The 17,912-nt window shown below is 72.4% G+C and carries 16 protein-coding genes; 5 read left to right on the forward strand and 11 right to left on the reverse strand.

The features are described 5' to 3' along the window. Window positions 1-3: 3 nt before the first annotated feature. Together FDA94_RS20880 and bla are read right to left on the reverse strand one after the other, a co-directional pair. Window positions 4-2,331: a transglycosylase domain-containing protein gene (locus FDA94_RS20880; RefSeq protein WP_137248758.1), complete on the reverse strand. Its 2,328-nt coding sequence runs from the start codon at window positions 2,329-2,331 to the stop codon at window positions 4-6. Then, on the reverse strand, window positions 2,331-3,179 hold the full coding sequence (bla, locus tag FDA94_RS20885; RefSeq protein ID WP_137248759.1) for a class A beta-lactamase: 849 nt from the start codon (window positions 3,177-3,179) through the stop codon (window positions 2,331-2,333). The genes FDA94_RS20880 and bla overlap by 1 nt, the downstream gene beginning before the upstream one ends. 83 nt (window positions 3,180-3,262) lie before the next feature. Between bla and FDA94_RS20890 the strand changes: the two genes are divergently transcribed. From FDA94_RS20890 to FDA94_RS20900, 3 genes are read left to right on the forward strand one after another with little or no spacing between them, the layout of a single operon-like run. After that, complete coding sequence (locus tag FDA94_RS20890) at window positions 3,263-4,132, forward strand: LysR family transcriptional regulator (RefSeq protein WP_137248760.1); 870 nt, start codon at window positions 3,263-3,265, stop codon at window positions 4,130-4,132. 17 nt (window positions 4,133-4,149) lie between these two features. Beyond that, window positions 4,150-5,007 (forward strand): serine hydrolase, encoded by an 858-nt coding sequence (locus tag FDA94_RS20895; protein WP_137248833.1) that lies wholly within the window; start codon window positions 4,150-4,152, stop codon window positions 5,005-5,007. A 29-nt stretch (window positions 5,008-5,036) separates the two neighbouring features. Beyond that, window positions 5,037-5,819, forward strand: coding sequence for a TIGR02452 family protein (locus FDA94_RS20900; protein ID WP_137248761.1), 783 nt, complete (start codon window positions 5,037-5,039; stop codon window positions 5,817-5,819). On the opposite strand, the gene FDA94_RS20905 is transcribed toward FDA94_RS20900, so the two are convergent. From FDA94_RS20905 to FDA94_RS20935, 7 genes are all read right to left on the reverse strand, one after another. Then, complete coding sequence (locus FDA94_RS20905) at window positions 5,809-6,717, reverse strand: hypothetical protein (protein WP_137248762.1); 909 nt, start codon at window positions 6,715-6,717, stop codon at window positions 5,809-5,811. The two genes, FDA94_RS20900 and FDA94_RS20905, sit on opposite strands and share 11 nt — an antisense overlap. A gap of 96 nt (window positions 6,718-6,813) precedes the next feature. Next, window positions 6,814-7,488, reverse strand: a complete 675-nt coding sequence (locus FDA94_RS20910) for an SPFH domain-containing protein (RefSeq protein WP_170991043.1) — start codon at window positions 7,486-7,488, stop codon at window positions 6,814-6,816. A 359-nt stretch (window positions 7,489-7,847) separates the two neighbouring features. After that, entirely contained in the window at window positions 7,848-8,651 is an 804-nt protein-coding gene (locus FDA94_RS20915; RefSeq protein WP_137248764.1) for an SGNH/GDSL hydrolase family protein, read from the reverse strand. Between the two features lie 316 nt (window positions 8,652-8,967). Then, window positions 8,968-11,244, reverse strand: coding sequence for an ATP-binding cassette domain-containing protein (locus tag FDA94_RS20920; protein ID WP_212735422.1), 2,277 nt, complete (start codon window positions 11,242-11,244; stop codon window positions 8,968-8,970). A gap of 10 nt (window positions 11,245-11,254) precedes the next feature. Further along, entirely contained in the window at window positions 11,255-11,950 is a 696-nt protein-coding gene (locus FDA94_RS20925; RefSeq protein WP_137248765.1) for an ABC transporter permease, read from the reverse strand. Further along, entirely contained in the window at window positions 11,947-13,422 is a 1,476-nt protein-coding gene (locus tag FDA94_RS20930) for a DUF1349 domain-containing protein (protein WP_137248766.1), read from the reverse strand. The genes FDA94_RS20925 and FDA94_RS20930 overlap by 4 nt, the downstream gene beginning before the upstream one ends. After that, complete coding sequence (locus tag FDA94_RS20935; protein ID WP_137248767.1) at window positions 13,419-14,324, reverse strand: ATP-binding cassette domain-containing protein; 906 nt, start codon at window positions 14,322-14,324, stop codon at window positions 13,419-13,421. Before FDA94_RS20935 ends, FDA94_RS20930 begins: the two co-directional genes overlap by 4 nt. Before the next feature lie 111 nt (window positions 14,325-14,435). Here FDA94_RS20935 and FDA94_RS20940 point away from each other — a divergent pair, with 111 nt between their 5' ends. Further along, window positions 14,436-15,482, forward strand: a complete 1,047-nt coding sequence (locus FDA94_RS20940) for a sensor histidine kinase (RefSeq protein ID WP_212735423.1) — start codon at window positions 14,436-14,438, stop codon at window positions 15,480-15,482. After that, on the forward strand, window positions 15,479-16,117 hold the full coding sequence (locus FDA94_RS20945) for a response regulator (protein ID WP_137248768.1): 639 nt from the start codon (window positions 15,479-15,481) through the stop codon (window positions 16,115-16,117). The genes FDA94_RS20940 and FDA94_RS20945 overlap by 4 nt, the downstream gene beginning before the upstream one ends. Here the strand turns inward: FDA94_RS20945 and FDA94_RS20950 are convergent. Both FDA94_RS20950 and FDA94_RS20955 read right to left on the reverse strand, forming a co-directional pair. Continuing rightward, on the reverse strand, window positions 16,107-17,540 hold the full coding sequence (locus FDA94_RS20950; RefSeq protein WP_137248769.1) for a multicopper oxidase family protein: 1,434 nt from the start codon (window positions 17,538-17,540) through the stop codon (window positions 16,107-16,109). The two genes, FDA94_RS20945 and FDA94_RS20950, sit on opposite strands and share 11 nt — an antisense overlap. Next, window positions 17,537-17,902, reverse strand: a complete 366-nt coding sequence (locus FDA94_RS20955) for a hypothetical protein (RefSeq protein WP_137248770.1) — start codon at window positions 17,900-17,902, stop codon at window positions 17,537-17,539. Before FDA94_RS20955 ends, FDA94_RS20950 begins: the two co-directional genes overlap by 4 nt. Window positions 17,903-17,912: the final 10 nt, after the last annotated feature.

Consider the following 17,912-nt stretch of genomic DNA (forward strand, 5'->3'; position numbering starts at 1 on the left):
ACGTCAGCCCCGGCCGGCCCCCGGAGACATGTCCGGAGTGTCGCCCTGGTTCGGCCCGCCCGGATTGTTCGGCCCCGGATCGTTCGGGCCGGGGTCGTTCTGGCCCGGGTCATCGGGCCCGGGGTCGTTCGGCCCGGGATCGTTGGGCCCGGGATCGTTGGGCCCGGGATCGTTGGGCCCCGGCTCGTCCCGGCCGGGACCGTCGTTCCCCGGGTCGGTCGTGCCGGGGTCGTTCTGGTCCCAGCCGTCCGGGGGGCCCTGGCCGTACTCGTCCCACGGGTCCTCGCCGTAGGGGTCCTCGTCCCACGGGTCGAAGCGTTCCTGCACGCCGAACCGCGACTGGTTGATCGGGGTGAACGGCGTCGCCGGGATCCCCTCCAGGGCCGCCGTCATGGTCGCCTTCCAGATCGGCCCCGGGACGGTCGCGCCGAACACCGAGCCGTACCAGCGGCCGCCGATCGTCACGTTGTTCAGCTTGTGGGTGGTCGCGCCGCGCGGGTCGGCCAGGCTGACCGCGCCGGCCAGGTCGGGGGTGAAGCCGGCGAACCAGGCGCTCGACTGGTTGTCGTTGGTGCCGGTCTTGCCGGCCGCCGGGCGGCCGATGCCGCCGACGGCCCTCATGGTGCCCTTGGTGAACACCCCGGACAGGATGTCGGCGGCCGCGTCGGCCACCTCGGCGTCCAGGGCCTGCGTGCACTCGGGCGTGAACGAGGTCTTCTTCCCGTCGCGGTCGGTGATCGCGGTGATGGCCATCGGCTTGCAGTACTTGCCCCGCGCGCCGATCGCCGCGTAGGCGTTGGCCACGGTGACCGGGTCCATCTCGTTGATGCCGAGCGTGAAGGTCTCGAACTCCTGAAGCTTCTTGCCGTCGGCGCGCTTGATGCCGAGCGACTTGGCCGTCTTGACCGTCTCGCACAGGCCCACACGCTCTTCCAGCGTCATGAAGAACGTGTTGACCGAGCCCCACGTCCCGGTCTGCAGGGTGGTGTAGCCGGGCGAGCCCTCGTCGTTGGTCACCGCGTGGTTCGGGTCGCCGACGGCGTTGCCGGCGCAGTCGGTGAACGCCGAGGGCGACGGCGCGGTGTACGACCCGCCGACGTTGAACCCGTCGCTCAGCCGCATGCCCTGGCTCAGCGCCGTGAGCAGCGTGAACGTCTTGAACGTCGATCCTGCCTGGACGCCGCCGAGCCCGCCGTGGGCGCGGTCGGCGACCACGTTGTAGTCGAGGTTGTCGCGGCTGGCGGCCATCGCGCGGATCGCGCCGGTGCCCGGTGCGACGAGCGCCTGGGCGGCCACCGGGCCGTCCTTGGGGCCGACGTAGGCCTCGATGCCCTTCTGCGCGGCGTCCTGCATCTTCGGGTTCAGGGTGGTGCGGATCGTCATACCGCCCTGCTTGAGGGCGCGCTCGCGGTCGGAGCGGGTCTTGCCGAAGCGCTTGTCGGCCAGCACCTCCGCGGAGACGTACTGGCAGAAGTAGCGGTACTCGCTCGTCTCGCAGCCGCCGGGGATCGGCACGCCCTTGTAGCCGAGCTTGGTCTTCTTCGCCTTCGCGGCCTCGGCGGGGGTGATCTTGCCGAGTTCGGCCATCCGGTCGAGGACGACGTTGCGGCGCGCGACCAGCGCGTCGCGGTTGGACTTGCCGCCCTCCGGGTCGGTGGAGGTCGGCAGCCGGACCGCCGCCGCCAGCGTCGCCGACTGGGCCAGGTTCAGGTTGGCCGCCGAGACGCCGAAGAAGCGCTTGGCCGCGGCCTGGATGCCGTGGGCGCCCGCGCCGAAGTAGGCGATGTTCAGGTACTTCTCGAGGATCTGGTCCTTGGTGTACTTCTGCTCCACCGACAGCGCGTAGCGGAGTTCGTTCAGCTTGCGGACGTAGCTCGGCGCGAGCGCCGCCTCCTTCTGCTCTTCGGTGGTGGCGCTGTTGAGCAGGACCTGCTTGACGTACTGCTGGGTGATGCTGGAGCCGCCCTGGGCGACGCCGCCCGCGCTGAGGTTGGCGGCCAGGGCCCGGATGGTGCCCTCCAGGTCGATGGCGCCGTGCTGGTAGAAGCGGTCGTCCTCGATCGCCACGATCGCGGTGCGCATCACGGGCGCGACCTTGTCGACGGTGACGATCTCGCGGTACTGGTCGTAGAACTGGGCGATCCGCTTGCCGTCGGCGTCGAGCAGCGTGGTCTTCTCGGCCAGCGGCGGTTCGGCCAGCTCCATGGGGCTCAGGTCGATGGTCTCGGCCACCCCGCTCAGGGCGAGACCGGCCGGGAGGGCGAGGCCGGCGGTGATGACCCCGGCGGCGATTCCGGCCACGAGCAGGCCGGGCATGTTACGCAGACGCATCAGAGCTTCCCGAGGCCACGGGCCACGATCGTGGCGGTTTTGGCGATGACGTTCTCGTCGTGGGCGGCGTTCTTCCCGGCCCGCCTGGCGTAGATCGCCATAATGATCGGTTTGCCGCCCTTCGCGGGCCAGACGACGGCGACGTCGTTGGTGGCGCCGTAGGTCGCGGCGGTGCCGGTCTTGTCACCGACCTTCCACGACGCCGGCAGTCCGGCGCGGATGCGCCGGTCACCGGTCCGGTTGCCCACCAGCCAGCCGGTGAGGCGCTCGCGGTCGCCGGCGTCGAGCGCGCCGCCGAGGGTGAGGGCGTGCAGGTCGCGGCCCATCGCGGCCGGGGTGGTGGAGTCGCGGGGGTCCGTCGGGCTCCAGTCGTTCAGACCCGGCTCCGGGCGGTCGAGGCGGGAGACGGGGTCGTGCAGGCCGCGGAAGTAGCGGGTCAGGCCCTTCGGTCCGCCGATCTGGCGGAGCAGCAGGTTCGCCGCCGTGCCGTCGCTCTCGGTCACGGCGGCCTCGCACAGCTGCGCCACGGTCATCCCGGTCGCGACGTGCTTCGCGGTCACCGGGGAGTGCGGCTGCAGGTCCTTCTGGTCGTAGCGGATGCGCTTGCGCAGGATGTCGGGCTCCTTGTCCAGGACGGCCGCCGCGAGGACCGCCTTGAAGGTCGAGGCGAACGGGAACCGCTCGCCCGACCGGTAGGTGATCAGGTTGCCGGTGGCCGTGTCGTAGGCGTACACCCCTATTCGCCCTTTGTAGGCGGTCTCCAGTGCGCGCAGTTCCGCGACCGCCGACGCCGGCGTAGCGGTGACGCTTCCGGAGAGCAGGGCGAGGGACAACACGAGGGGAAGCATGGCGAAGAGTCTGTTCTGTCAGCGTAAATACCGTCAAAGACAGTCGAAGAGTACATTATGCATTCATGACATAATTCCTGGTCGTGGACCTCCTCGCCGCCTGGAGAGTGTTCGTCAACGTGAGCGAACGCGGCAGCTTCACCGAAGGCGCCGCCGCCTCCCAGGTCCCCCAGCCCGTGGCCAGCCGCCGCATCGCCGCGCTTGAACAGCACCTCGGCGCGAAGCTCTTCGACCGGTCGGCGCGGGGCGCGCTGCTGACCGACTTCGGCCGCGACCTGCTGCCCTCGGCGCAGCGCCTCGTCCGGCTCGCCGACGACATGGAGTGGGAGGCGGGCCAGGCCCGGCTCAAGCCGCTCCGGCTGGCCGTGCCGGAGATCTGCGCGGTCCACGACCTGGCGCTGCTGACCGTGGAGGCCCGGCAGGAGGGCGTCCACCTCGACGTGGTCGCCGCCGCCGCCGGGATCAGGGCCGAACTGGCCCGCTCGCGCGAGGTCCGCGCGGCGCTGGTCGCCACGCCGGAGGACGGCGCGACGTGGGTGGTCGACCTGGGCCTGGCCGGCGTGGGAAGCCCGCCGGGTCCGGTCGTGTACGTCGAGAGCCTCCGGCCCGCCCGCGCCGACAGGTCGGGCCGCCGGCCCCGGATCTGGATCCAGCCGGAGGACGACGTCCCGCACATCAGAGACCGCCTGTTCCGGCTCAGGGACGCGGCGGGCCTGCTCCCCTCCCAGGTCGCCGTCGCGCCCTCGCTGGTGGCGGCCGCCGCCGAGGTGATGGTCTCGGCCGACCTGCTGCTCTGCTCGCCGCGTCAGGCCGCCGAGCTCGGGCTGGAGTGGCGGCCCGTCGGCGAGATCCGCCTCCCGCGCGGGTACGCTGTGGCCTCCGCCATCGGGGACGACGCCGAGCGGGTGCGGGGATGGCGTCGGGTGGCCGCCTGCCTGGGGGTTGACGCGTGATCCGTGACCTGCGCCGGATGCTCGACGAGGGCGGCCTGCGCGGCTCGTTCCTGGTGCGCGACCTGCGTACCGGCGAGGAGCTCGGCATCGACCCCGACGACGAGTACGCCACCGCGTCGCTGGTCAAGATCCCGCTGGCCGTGGCCACCCTCGACCGCATCAGGCGCGGCGAACTCGACGGCGCCGCCCGCTTGACGGTCGGCCCCGGGGCCCGCTTCTCCCCCGGCCCGACCGGCACCAGCAGGTTCCGCCACCCGGCCGAGATCGCCGTCGACGACCTGCTCCTGCTGACCATGACGGTCAGCGACAACACGGCCGGCGACGCCCTGTTCGAGCTGACCCCGCCCGCGATGGTGGCCGCCTTCCTGGAGGAGCACGGCCTGCGCGGCATCTCCGTCCGCCACACGCTGCGCCACCTGACCGAGAGCCCGGTGCAGGCCCTCGGCGGCCACCTGGCCCACGTGCTGGCCATCGAGGGCGGCACCGCCGGACGCGGCCACCCGGTCCCGCAGCTCGACGTGACCCGGGGGTCGTCGGGTTCGGCCCGCGCGTTCGTCGACCTGCTGGCGGCGCTGTGGCGGCCGTCCAGGATCGACCCGTGGGTGGCCGGTCGGGTGCGCGAGCTGATGGGCGACAACGTCCTCCGCCAGCGCCTGGCCCCCGACTTCACCTCCGACCTGACGACGTGGTCGTCCAAGACCGGCACCATGCTCAACCTGCGCCACGAAGTGGGCGTGGTGGAGCACGCGGGCGGCCAGGTCTACGCGGTGGCGGCGCTGACGGAGTCGCGCGTCGCGGCGGTCCGGCAGCCGGGGGCCGAGGCGCTGATGGCTCAGGTGGCGCGGGCGTTACGGGACGAAATCCGCTCGCGCTGACCGTGGCCGCGCTGGGACGATCATGACTGATGAGCACCCGACTGCGGGCCGTCGCCCGCGAGACCATGACCATCGTCGAGAACGGCGGATACCGGGGGCCCTCCGGCCGCTGGGTCGAGGTGACCGTCGACCCGGCCCGGACGCGCCTCCACCTGCCCGGCGAGCGGCTCGACCGGCACGGAGACGGCACGCCGCTGATCGAGGTGACCAACCAGACCACGCTGCAGGCGGCCCGCGAGATGGGCGGTGAGCCGGCCTGTCTCGTCTTCGCCTCGGCCAAGAACGCCGGGGGCGGTTTCCTCAACGGCGCGAAGGCGCAGGAGGAGGACGTCGCCCGCGCTTCGGCGCTCTACCCCTGCCTGACCGCCGCCCCCGAGTTCTACGCCTTCCATCGCGCGCAGGGCGATCTCCGCTACAGCGACCGGGTGATCTACTCCCCCGGCGTGCCGGTGTTCCGCGACGACCGCGGCGACCTCCTCGACGCGCCCTACCGGGTGGCGTTCCTGACCTCGGCCGCGCCCAACGCGCGGGCGATGGGGCAGAGTCAGCGCGAGTCACTCGGCGAGCTGCCCGCGCTGCTGACCGCCAGGGCCGCGCGGGTGCTCGACGTCGCGGCCGCGCACGGCCACCGGCGGCTGGTGCTCGGGGCGTGGGGCTGCGGGGTGTTCGGCAACGACCCCGGCATGGTCGCCGCCGCCTTCGCCACCGCCCTCGCCGGGCCGCAGCCGTTCGACCAGGTCAGGTTCGCCGTGCTCGACCGCCACCCGGGCGCCCCGACGTTCGCCGCGTTCGCGGCGGCCCTCACCGGCTGAGCAGCACCAGCACGGCGACCAGCACGACCAGCGCGAGCACGACGAGCGGCGCGGTCAGCTTGGCCGCGCTGTAGGGCCGTCTCCCGCACACCTCCCCGGTGGCGCCGTCGACGGTGAACCGCCAGGTCTTCCCGCCGAGCAGATAGGTCCCGGTCCAGTACGGCAGCAGGACCAGATCCCCGTCGATCGAGGGATACGTGGTGACGACGGAGTGCAGCCGCCGGTCGTCGCCGCCGATGTCGGCCAGGCAGGCCGCCCTGACCCTCGGCTTCACCGAGGTCTTGGCCTGGTCGAGCGCCAGGTCGGGCGGGACGGTGTAGCGCGGCGTCTCCACGCCCGACAGGTATTCGGCCCGGAACGGCACCGTCGCCGCCGGGAGCCTCCCCGTCTTCAGCTGCCGGACCCCCGGCACGACGACGTCGGTGAACCGGCGGCCGACCTTGCCGCGCGCGTAGGTCCAGCGGGTGCGCCGCACCTGGCGGCTCCGCCCGTCGTCGTCGGTCTCGATTCGGTAGTAGTGGTCGCCGCGCCGTCCCGCGTACCGGGTGACGGTCTCCAGGTCGAACACCCAGGCCGGCAGGAACGTGGCCCGCATCGAGGCGGCGTCGGACACCCGGCCGAGCGATTCGGGGGCGAACCAGAGAGCGGCCGCCCACCGGTCGAGGGCCGTCGAGGCGTGCCGCCGGTCGACCGCGAACGGCACCACCGCGCCGGGCCGCACCTCGCCGCCGAGCTCTCTGACGATCGGCGTCTCACAGGCCGGGCACCGCGACGACAGCAGCGCGGGCGTGGACGTGGTCCCGCACCGGGGACAGACCACCCGGTGCTCGTCGGTGACGGTCACGGGCAGCCGCCCGCGCAGCGTCTCCACCGGCCGCCGCACCACCGGCCCGGTCACCACGAGAGGCTGGAAATCCTGACAGTACGGGCAGCGCATGCCTTCGCCCCCAGGGACGTACTCGGTCACGCCGCCACAGAGCTCGCAGTGCACGCGCTACCCCCACGGTGGCAGGGGCGTGGTCAGGCCCCCGATGTCGATGTCGCAGATCTCCAGCCCGGTCTCGGCGAGATCCCGGCTGACGGCGGCGGCCACCTCGTCGGGCAGCGCCGCGTCGTTGAGCACGCCGAGCACCGTCCGCCGCTCCGACCAGGCCGCGAGCGTGGTCGTCAGCCGCCGCAGCAGCGGCCCCCTGACCGCCTCGGCGACCTGCTCGGCCTCGACGAGCGGCTGCCCGGCGACGAGCTGGGTGAGGAAGGCGGTCGGATCGGCCACCCGGAAGGAGAAGCTCCCGTGCGCGGCGAGCAGCACCGGCCCCGTCTCGGGGTCACGCAACTGGACGGGCCGCCGGGTGCCCCACTTCAGGTTGGTGAACCTGCGGGTGCTGACGAAATGGACCTCGGCCTTGTCCGGGGAGCGGAACCCGTAGCGGAACCCGCGCAGCCTGCTGGTCACCGGGGCGTTGCCCGTCTGGAGCGTCTGCGTCCCGGCATGACACTCCCGGACGATCTGACCGCCCCTGACGAACAGCGCGACCTGCCATTCCCGGACGATCAGTTTGCTGCCGTTCTTGAGCTCGTCGAACGGCCGGTCGTACCGCCAGGCGACGACCCCCGGCCGCCCGCCCTTCCATTCGACGATGTCGATCAGTTCGCCACGGATCAGGCCCATGTGCTCCCGCCTTCGTGAACTCACACACATCAGTGGGAACAGGTAACCGTCCGCTTGCGGACAGTGGGGGTAACCTCGCGGATACACAAATATGGGGAAATATCGCTTGTGGACCGGGGCTGTGACCCACACCACTCGCCTTCCCGAACAACCGCCGCAGACGAGGCCACCGCTCAACCGCGCCCCGGATGAACGCCCAGCCAGGGCCGTTTCCCGCCAGCGCGGCGGGTCCCGCAGAAGGCGGCCCGAGCCGGGCACCGGCTGCACCGTCGGAATATCGGTCTTCTCGAACGAGTACCGGCAGGTGCTCGAATCCGTGGCCCCATCGGCAGCCGGTGAGCGGTGCCGCGACCTGCCCGTCAGCCGAAGCGGCGAACGTCGCCCGCGTGGCCCGCGCCTGAGACGACGTCGGTCAGGGCCGGGCGTTTGGCGAGGCGGCCGTTGCCGGAGGAGCGGCCGGTCAGGCGGCGGATCAGCCACGGGCCGAGGAAGGTGACCACCCACACCACCTCCGCGCGATACCTGGCCAGCGGGTTCGGCGTCTTCAGCGGCGGCAGCGGCGCGGCCCAGGAGTCGTCGGCGCCCGGCAGGCCGAGGGCGTGGGCGGCGCCCGCCGCGATCAGGGCGTGTCCCAGCGGGGTCGCGTGGACGCGGTCGCGGCACCACAGCCTCGGGTCGACCCCGATCTCGTAGGACTCCGTGTCGACCACGATCACCCCGAGTCGCCGGGCCGACTCGCGAATGCGCCGGTTGAACTCCAGCAGCTTCGGCCGCAGATGGCGGGTCATCGCGGAGATCCTGGTCACGTCGGGATAGGTGAACGTGAGAACGGTCGCCCCGGCGTCGGCGAACGCGGCGTAGACGGCGTCGAGGTCGGCCATCACCGCGTCGACGTCGAACCCGGGACGGACCAGATCGTTCATGCCGACCATCACGGAGACCAGGTCGGGCTTCATCGCCAGAGCGGGGGCCAGCTGCATCGACCTGACGTGGCGGGCGCGGTGGCCCCGGATGGCCAGGTTGGCGTACTGGATCCCGGGATGGTGGACGGCGAGCAGCTCGGCGAACCGGTCGGCCCAGCCCCGGTAACCGGCGGCCTCGTCGCCGTCGTTGAGGCCTTCGGTCTGGCTGTCGCCGACGGCGACATAACGGAGATAGCGCATGCCGGCTCCTGCGCTCAGGTGGACGATGTGGGGTCGAGCGCCCGGCGCGAACCGAGGGACGCGTGCGAAGCGATCGCATCACCCCCGCCTGTCCGGTGTTCACCGCCCGGGTGACGCCCGTCTTAAGCCCCGATGAGCCTTGCCCCGGCGGGAGAGCGGGCAGCGGTAATCCACCGGTCTCCGCCGCCGGCGCATTCGCACGCTGAGGAGCCCCGACCGCGAATCCTTCCGGTGGCGAGCCCTGGACCGGCTCTCAGGACATCGCCACCGTCACGGCCGGCTGTGGCGAGCCGCGCCGGGATCACCCGTGCGACCGTCAGGCCACGTATTCCCTCAGGTGCTGGGCCGTCAGGGTGTCGGCGTCGGCGATCAGGGCCGACGGCGGGCCGGTGAAGATGATCTCGCCGCCCTCGTGGCCGCCGCCCGGTCCCAGGTCGATGATCCAGTCGGCGTGGGCCATGACGGCCTGGTGGTGCTCGATCACGACGACCGTGTTGCCGTCGTCGACCAGGCGGTCGAGCAGGCCGAGGAGCTGGTCGACGTCGGCCAGGTGGAGGCCCGTCGTGGGTTCGTCGAGGACGTAGACCGACGACTTCTCGGCCATGTGGATGGCCAGTTTCAGCCGCTGGCGCTCGCCGCCCGACAGCGTGTTGAGCGGCTGGCCCAGGCGCAGGTAGCCGACGCCGACGTCGACCATGCGGTCGAGGATGGTGCGGGCCTGGCCGGTGGTGAAGAAGTCGCGGGCCTCGGTCATCGACATGCCGAGGACCTCGTGGATGTTCTTGCCGCGCAGCCGGTAGCCGAGGACCTCGGCGGTGAAGCGCTTGCCCTCGCACTGCTCGCAGACCGACGACACCCCGGCCATCATGGCCAGGTCGGTGTAGATCAGGCCGATGCCGTTGCAGCCGGGGCAGGCGCCTTCGGAGTTGGCGCTGAACAGGGACGCCTTGACGCCGTTCTCCTTGGCGAAGGCGGTGCGGATCGGGCCGAGCAGGCCGCTGTAGGTGGCGGGGTTGCTGCGCCGCGACCCCCTGATCGCCGTCTGGTCGGCGACGACGACGCCCTCGCGGCCGGACAGGTAGCCGTGGATGAGGGAGCTCTTGCCCGACCCGGCGACGCCGGTCACCACGGTCAGCACGCCGAGCGGGATGTCGACGCTGACGTTCTTCAGGTTGTGGAGCGTGGCCCCCGAGATGGGGATGTGGCCGCGCGGGGTCCGTACGCGGTCGCGGAGTTTCGCCCGGTGGTCGAGGTGGCGGCCGGTCAGGGTGCCGGAGGCGCGCAGGCCGGGGACGTCGCCGGTGTAGCAGATGGTGCCGCCGTTCTCGCCCGCGCCGGGGCCGAGGTCGACGACGTGGTCGGCGATGGCGATGACCTCGGGTTTGTGCTCGACGACGAGGACCGTGTTGCCCTTGTCGCGCAGCATGAGCAGGACCTCGTTCATGCGGCGGATGTCGTGGGGGTGCAGGCCCACAGTCGGCTCGTCGAAGACGTAGGTGACGTCGCTGAGGCTCGACCCGAGGTGGCGGACCATCTTCACGCGCTGCGCCTCGCCGCCCGACAGCGTGCCGGAGGAGCGGTCAAGGCTGAGGTAGCCGAGGCCGATGCCGACCAGGGAGTCGAGCAGGCCGCGCAGGCCGGTCAGTATCGGCCCGACGCTCGGGTCGTCGACCGTGCGCAGGAACGCGGCCAGGTCGTTGACCTGCATCGAGGAGCAGTCGGCGATGTTCACGCCGTTGATCTTCGACGACAGGGCGGCGCGGGTCAGCCGGGTGCCCTCGCATTCGGGGCACCGGGCGAACACCACGGCGCGGTCGATGAACGCCTTGATGGCGCCCTGCATCGACTCGCGGTCTTTGGTCAGGTAGATGCGGTTGACCTTGACGACCAGGCCCTCGTAGCTGAAGTTGTTCGAGCCGACCTTGACCTTGGTGACCGGCTTGTTGAGGAAGTCGTCCCACTCCTGGTCGGTGAAGTCTTTCAGCTTCTTGTCCGGGTCGTAGAACCCGGAGTGGGCCATGATCTGCCAATACCAGCTGTCGACGTGGAACTGCGGGACGGTGATCGCGCCCTCGTTGATGGACTTCTCACGGTCGACGAGCTGGTCGACGTCGATCGTCGAGACCTGCCCGAGGCCCTCGCACTTCGGGCACATGCCGTCGGGCAGGTTGAACGAGAAGGCCGTCGACGGCCCGATGTGGGGCTGCCCGAGCCGGCTGAAGATGACGCGGAGCATGGTGTAGGCGTCGGTCGCGGTGCCGACCGTCGACCGCGAGTTGGCGCCCATGCGCTCCTGGTCGACCACGATGGCGGCGCTCAGGTTGTGGAGCGCGTCGACGTCGGGACGGCTCTGCGAGGGCATGAACGACTGGATGAACGCGGTGTAGGTCTCGTTGATCATCCGCTGCGACTCGGCCGCGATGGTGCCGAAGACCAGCGACGACTTGCCCGACCCGGAGACCCCGGTGAAGACGGTGATGCGGCGCTTGGGAATGTCGAGGGAGACGTCGGCCAGGTTGTTCTCCCTGGCCCCACGCACCTGGATCAGGCTGTGGGAGTCGGCCGCGAGCGATTCGTTGAGGGGAGGCAGCACGCCGGAGAGCCTAGACGACCGGACCGACACTTCCGCCCACCCGCGACCGCCCGGCGGCCAGCGCGACCGCCGCCCAGACGGCCGGCACCGCCAGCCCGGCCCAGGTCCCGACGGGTTCGAGCCCTCCCTGCACGGCCAGCCCCGCCTCCATCGGCGAGATCCAGGCCAGCCGCTCCTGCCAGCCGGGATCCTGGACCATGCGGGCGACCAGCGGGAGACCGTACAGGATCCCCAGCGTGACCCCCATCGCCACCGCCGCGTCCCTGACCAGCGCGGCCACGCCGAGCGCGAACTGCGACACCAGGACGAGGTAGACGATCGACCCGACGACGGCCGTCGGCGTCGCGCCGGGCCCGACGGCCGCCGACACGGGGATCGCCACCAGCGCCCCCGCCAGTGTCAGGCCCCCGGTCAGCAGGGCCTTGGCGGCCAGCAGCCGCCCCCGGTCCGGCACGGCGAGCAGGGTCGTCAGGATCATGCCGGTGGCGTACTCCCCCGACACGACCCCGACGGCCAGCGCGACGGCGGCGACCTGCCCGGCCAGGACGCCGGCGAGCGACACCCGTGACGGGAGCACGTCGCAGCAGGGCACGAGCGCCGAGGCCGCCGCCCCGACCCCGACGGTCACCACGACCAGCAGGACGGCCAGCCACGGAAGGCCGGGCAGGGTGCGGAACTTGGTCCACTCCGACCGGATCGTCGTCATGCGTCCCTCCGGCGCAGCAGCACGATCGCCGCGCCGAGCGCCGCGGCCGCATACAGGCAGGTCACCGCGAAGCCGCCCAGCGGTGGCAGGGGATAGTAGCCGAGAGCGGGCACGGAGTAGTCCTCGACCTGCGGATACTCGGGGATGCTCTGCTGGATCGCGAACCCGGCCGCCGGGGTGACCCGCAGCAGCCACTCGGCCGCCGGCGCGGGGATCACCGAGGCCGTCGCGAGCAGCTGCGGCAGCAGCACCAGCATGATCGTGGCGATGACCGCCGCCGCGCTGCGCCGGAACAGCGCGCCCATGGCGAGGGCCAGCACCGCCGTCACCGCCAGCAGCGCGGCCGTGCCGACGATCACGCGGACCTCGGTGAGCGCGGTGACCGGCGCGATGGCGTTGTTCCGGTCGCGCATGAGCCGCAGTCCGACCGGCACCGCGATCGCCGCCGCGACCAGTCCCCCGGCGAACGTGACCGCCGCGACCACGGCCGCCTTGGCCGGCAGGACCCCGGTCCGGCCGGGACTGGCGGCCAGCGTCGACCTGATCAGGCCGCGCCGGTATTCGGCCGTCACGAACAGCACCCCGACGACGATCACGGCGATCAGCCCGATGGTCGCGCCGCTCAGGGTGCGTTCGATGACCGCGCCCCCGTCGATGCCCGCCGGGGCGATGTCGCCCGAGCCGGTGAGCTGGATCGCGCTCCCCCAGTCGCGGGCCGCGCCGACCGACAGCGACGGCGCGCCGGGTTCGCCCCCGACGTCGTCGTGCGTCCACGTCCCGGCCGCCCCTTCGACGGTCACGTGCTCGAATCTGCCGGTGACGTTGGTGAGGCGGCAGGCGCCGATGACGCCGCCGAGGGAGCCCTGGCCGAGGGTGACGTCGCAGGGGGAGGCGGCGAACAGCCCGACGACCGCCGGTCCGGCGAGGCGCGTGGTGGCGACGACCCGCCATGACGTCCCGTCGGGCGAGGTCTCGCCGGTGAGGACGTCGCCGGTCCGCGAGAGCCGCAGCCACGGGTCGCCGCCCGCGGCGAGGTCGTTCACGAAGTCGTCCTGCACGCGGGTGCCGTGGTCGCCGGTGACCATGACGGCCGTGTACGCCGACCCCTGCGTGAGGTCGCGCTTGACCATGACGCCGACCTTCGCCCAGGGCACCACGCCCGGGACGATCTGGTCGTGGCCGGGCGGCGGGTAGGTGATGACGCCGCTGACGCCGGCGACCTTGGCCGTGATCGAGCCGTCGCCCGGAAGGGCCCGGTGGTAGAAGGAGAACCGGTCGGTGACGGCCTGGCCGCCCGGCCCGATCGGGATCTCCGGGCAGACGTTCCCCTGCGGCCCCTCGCACGAGCGGACCGTCCCGGCCGCGCCCAGCAGCCCGACCCCGGCGGTGAGCAGGACCGCCACGATCGACCCGGCGATCCAGCCGCGCACCGTGCGGAACTTGGTCCATTCGGACCTCAGCAGCGCGATCACCGGAACTCCACGCTCTCTCGGGTGAGCTCCATGTAGGCCTCCTCCAGCGTCGCCCGGTGGGCGCTCACCTCGGCGAACGGCACCCCGGCCGCCGTCAGCGCCGCCACCGTCCCGGCCGCCGTCAGGCCCGACACGGTCAGCGCGTCGGTCCCGGTGACCGTCACGGTCGCGCCCGCGCGGGCCAGCGCCTCCATGGCGTCCTCGCGTGCGGTCGTGCGCAGGCTCACCCTGCCGTCGGAGGCGGCCGCGATCAGTCCTTCGACGTCGCGGTCGGCGACGACCCGGCCGCGACCGGCCACGATCAGGTGCCCGGCGACGTCCTGGAGTTCGCTCATCAGGTGGCTCGACACGAGCACCGCGCGCCCGCCGTCCGCCAGCGACCGCAGCAGGCCGCGGATCCACACGATGCCCTCCGGGTCGAGCCCGTTGAACGGCTCGTCGAACAGCAGCACCGGCGGGTCGCCCAGCAGCGCCGCCGCGATGCCGAGCCGCTGCCGCATCCCGAGGGAGTAGCCGCCCGCCTTCCGCCGCGCGGCGGGGCCGAGGCCGACCAGCCCGAGCACCTCGTCGACCCGGCGCGGGCCGAGCCCCTGCGACCGCGCCAGCCACAGCAGGTGGTCGCGGCCGGTCCTGCTCGGCTGCAGGGCCGAGGCGTCGAGCAGGGCGCCGACGTGGGTCAGGGGCCTTTTCAGGGTCCGGTACGCCGCCCCGCCCACCAGCGCCGACCCCTCGTCGGGCCGGTCGAGGCCGACGACGATCCGCATCGTGGTGGACTTGCCCGCCCCGTTGGGGCCGACGAACCCGGTGACCACCCCCGGCCTGACGGTGAAGGTCATGTCATCGAGGGCCCTTGTGGCTCCGAACCGTTTCCGGAGCCCGTTGACTTCGACAGTCGCGTCCATGCTCCGGAACCCTAGGCTCGGGGTCGCGGCGGGGCGTCCCGCGACGGAGCGGTCTTGGGGTAGCTCGTACGAGGGATGCCGGTTCGCCCCCCGAAGGGCAGAATGACCTGCGTGAACGGGCGTGTCGTCGCAGGTCTCCTCGTGGTGGCCGCCTTCGTCCTGGGCGTGTCCGAATCGATGGCCCTGGCGCTGGTCGGCCTGGCGACGACGCTGCCGCTGGTGCTGCTGTGGCCGCAGCGGACGGCCGCCGCCGTGCTGGTCACGGTGGCCACCGTGCTGTCGCTGACGGCTTTCCGGCATCCCGCGTACGCCGGCCTGGCGGCGACCCTGATCGCGCTGTTCCGCCTGGGCGAGACCGCCGACCGGGCGGCGCTGGCCTGCTCCGTCCCGTGCCTGGTGCTGGCGGCGACCGGGCACGCTCCCGTGGCGGCGGCACTGGCCCCGAGCGCCGCCCTGGCCGGGATCGCCTGGCAGGCCCGGAGCAGGGCCCGGGTCAGCGCCGCCGCGCGCGACGTCATCGAGGAGAGCCTGCTGCGCCGGAGCGCGGCCGGTGAGCGGGCCAGGATCGCGCGGGAGCTGCACGACGTGGTGGCCCACCACATCTCGATGGTGGCCGTCCAGGCCGAGACGGCCCGGCTGGCCACCCCGGGCCTGCCGCCCGCCGGGGCCGACCGGCTGCGCGCGATCGGCGACACCGCGCGCAGCGCGCTGACCGAGATGCGCCGCCTTCTCGGCGTCCTGCGTGAGGACACCGGTCAGCCGGAGCGGGCGCCCCAACCGGGGCTGCGCGAGCTGAACGCCCTGGTCGACGCGGCCCGCGCGGCCTCGGGCGGGGCGACCCGGCTGATCCTGCGCGGCACGCCGATCGCCCTCGATCCGGTGGCGGAGCTGGCGGCGTACCGGATCGTCCAGGAGGCGCTGACGAACGTCCGGCGGCACGCGCCGGGCGCGGCGGTCGACGTGGAGTTCGCCTACGGCGTCGACGTGCTGCGGGTGACGGTCCGCGACAACGGGCCCGCCGTCGACGACCCGGTCGAGGGGCTGGGTCTGGCGGGCATGCGGGAGCGCGCGTCCGCGGTGGGCGGGACGCTGCGTACCGGAGCGGTGAGAGGCGGCGGGTTCATGGTCGAGGCGGTCCTCCCCGGGACGACGGCATGATCCGGATCGTCATCGCCGACGACCATCCCGTCGTCCGGTCGGCGTTCGCCGACCTGCTGGCCACCCAGCCCGACTTCACCGTGGTCGGCGCCGCCTCCGACGGCGCGGAGGCGGTCCGGGTGTGCGCCCGGACCGCCCCCGACCTCGTGCTGATGGACGTCCGGATGCCTGTCATGGACGGCATCGAGGCCACCCGGCGGCTGTCGCCGGACGCCCGGGTGCTCATCCTCACCACCTTCGACCTGGACGAATACGTCTACGACGCGCTGCGCGCCGGAGCCAGCGGGTTCCTGCTCAAGGACGTCACCGCCGAGCGGCTCTTCGACGCCGTCAGGGTGGTGGCCGCCGGGGAGGCGCTGCTCGCGCCCACGGTCACCCGGCGGCTCATCGGCGAGTTCGCCCAGCTCCGGCCCAAAGTGTCGGTCGAGGGGCTGACGCCCCGCGAGACGCAGGTGCTGCGGCTCATCGCCGAGGGGCTGTCGAACCCGGAGATCGCCCGGCGGCTGACCGTCACCGAGGAGACGGTGAAGACCCACGTCAGCCGGGTGCTGAACAAGCTCGGCCTGCGCGACCGTACGCAGGCCGTGGTCGCGGCCTACGAGTCGGGGCTGGTGGTGCCCCGGTTCAGGGGATGACGTCGAAGGTCGCCATCATCGCCATGTCCTCGTGTTCGAGGTTGTGGCAGTGGAAGACGTACCGCCCCGGATAGCCGTCGAACCGGGCGATCACCTCAAGGGTCTGCGCTTCGCGCAGTTCGACGGTGTCCTTCCACTCCGGGTTCGGGGCGCCGTCGGTGAGCACCTGGAAGTGCGCCAGGTGCAGGTGGATCGGGTGGCTGACGTCGCTGGTGAAGCGCCAGATCTCGGTCGCGCCGAGCTTCACCGTGGCGTCGACCCGGTCGGCGGCGTACGGCTTGCCGTTGATGAGCCACCCGGTGCCGCCGTGCAGGTTGCCGCTGGTGAACTCGAAGTCGCGGGTCACCGTGGCCGACGCGGGGTCGAGCCGGTCGACCTTCGACAGGACGGCCGGGATCGCGGAGTCGTCGGGGGCGTCGCGGTCGACGTCGAACCGCATGACCCGGCCGTCGTCGGCCAGGTCGCGCAGTTCGACGCGGTCGCCGATCCGGTGGGCGGCGAAGTCGACGACGAGGTCGGCCCGTTCGCCGGGCGACAGCCGTACCGCATCGAGGGTTCTCGGCGCGGGGAGCAGGCCGCCGTCGGTGCCGATCTGGACGATGGGTCCGCCGGTCGACAGCTCATAGGGCCGCGCGTTCGACGCGTTGACCACGCGCAGCCGGTAGCGGGCGCGGGCCACCTTCAGCACGGGCCACGGCGCGCCGTTGACCAGCGTGACGTCGCCCAGCACCCCGCCCATGTACGCCTCCTTCGCGCCCGGCTTCCCCGGCACGCCGGGATAGGGCATGGTGCCGTCGGCGGCGAACGAGCGGTCGCAGATGACCAGGGGGACCTCACGCTCGCCCTTCGGGAGCGGCAGGGCGTCCTCCTCGTCGTCGCGGACCAGGAACAGCCCGGCCAGGCCGCGCCAGACCTGCGGGCCGGTGTAGTCCATGCGGTGGTCGTGATACCAGAGCGTGGCGGCCCGCTGCGTCATCGGATAGTCGTATTCGCGGGTCGCCCCGGGGAGTACGAGGTCGGTGGGATGGCCGTCCGAGGCCGCCGGGGTGTGGCCTCCGTGGAGGTGCAGCACGGTCGGCGCGGCCAGCCCGTTGGTGAGCCGCACCACGGTCCGGCGGTCGCGCCGGGTCTCGATGGTGGGCCCGGGGAAGACGCCGTCGTAGCCCCAAATGGGCGTGCGCAGCCCCGGGATGACGGCGGCGACGGCCTGACGTGCGGTGAGGTCGTAGTAGTCGGTGTCGCCGCGCCGCGTCGGCCGGGCCACCGGCGGGACGGGCAGCGGGACGGCGAACGGTTCGGGGAGCGGGGCGGTGCTGCGCAGGACCTGCGGCACCGGGGTGCCCGCGAGCAGCGAGCACCCCGTGACCAGGGCGAACCCGCCCAGGCCGATGGTGGCCAGGGCCTCACGCCGGGTGAGCCTCACGCCGCCGCCGTGGCGTTCTGCCTCGACGGGTAGAGGGCGGTCAGCGCGTGCACCACTCCCCCGAACATGATCATGCCGATCGGCACGTGCAACGCCTTGAAGTGCGCGATTCCCAAGTACATCTGCACGAAGACGAGGAGCAGCGTCATCACCGCCGGGACGATCACCTTCCGGTCCCGCGTCATGATCGACACCACCAGGGAGGCCAGCGCCGCCAGCAGCACCAATATCGCGCTGGCGCGGTGCATCCCGCGCCCGCCCGGTGAGGCCAGCAGCAGACCGGCGGTGATGCCCTGAATGAGGAGGGCGGCCGCGAGGACCATCGTCACGATCCGCCGCGCGCCCAGATATGCCGTGTTCATGGGCCGATCG

This window comes from Herbidospora galbida (genome assembly GCF_005233835.1).
GTDB classification, from domain to species: domain Bacteria; phylum Actinomycetota; class Actinomycetes; order Streptosporangiales; family Streptosporangiaceae; genus Herbidospora; species Herbidospora galbida.

Coding starts and splice junctions, on each gene's coding strand:
- FDA94_RS20945 (WP_137248768.1), top strand. CDS start 15,479: ATGATCCGGATCGTCATCGCCGACGACCATCCCGTCGTCCGGTCGGCG.
- FDA94_RS20925 (WP_137248765.1), bottom strand. CDS start 11,950: ATGACGACGATCCGGTCGGAGTGGACCAAGTTCCGCACCCTGCCCGGC.
- FDA94_RS20900 (WP_137248761.1), top strand. CDS start 5,037: ATGAGCACCCGACTGCGGGCCGTCGCCCGCGAGACCATGACCATCGTC.
- FDA94_RS20895 (WP_137248833.1), top strand. CDS start 4,150: ATGCTCGACGAGGGCGGCCTGCGCGGCTCGTTCCTGGTGCGCGACCTG.
- bla (WP_137248759.1), bottom strand. CDS start 3,179: ATGCTTCCCCTCGTGTTGTCCCTCGCCCTGCTCTCCGGAAGCGTCACC.
- FDA94_RS20955 (WP_137248770.1), bottom strand. CDS start 17,902: ATGAACACGGCATATCTGGGCGCGCGGCGGATCGTGACGATGGTCCTC.
- FDA94_RS20915 (WP_137248764.1), bottom strand. CDS start 8,651: ATGCGCTATCTCCGTTATGTCGCCGTCGGCGACAGCCAGACCGAAGGC.
- FDA94_RS20935 (WP_137248767.1), bottom strand. CDS start 14,324: ATGGACGCGACTGTCGAAGTCAACGGGCTCCGGAAACGGTTCGGAGCC.
- FDA94_RS20910 (WP_170991043.1), bottom strand. CDS start 7,488: ATGGGCCTGATCCGTGGCGAACTGATCGACATCGTCGAATGGAAGGGC.
- FDA94_RS20880 (WP_137248758.1), bottom strand. CDS start 2,331: ATGCGTCTGCGTAACATGCCCGGCCTGCTCGTGGCCGGAATCGCCGCC.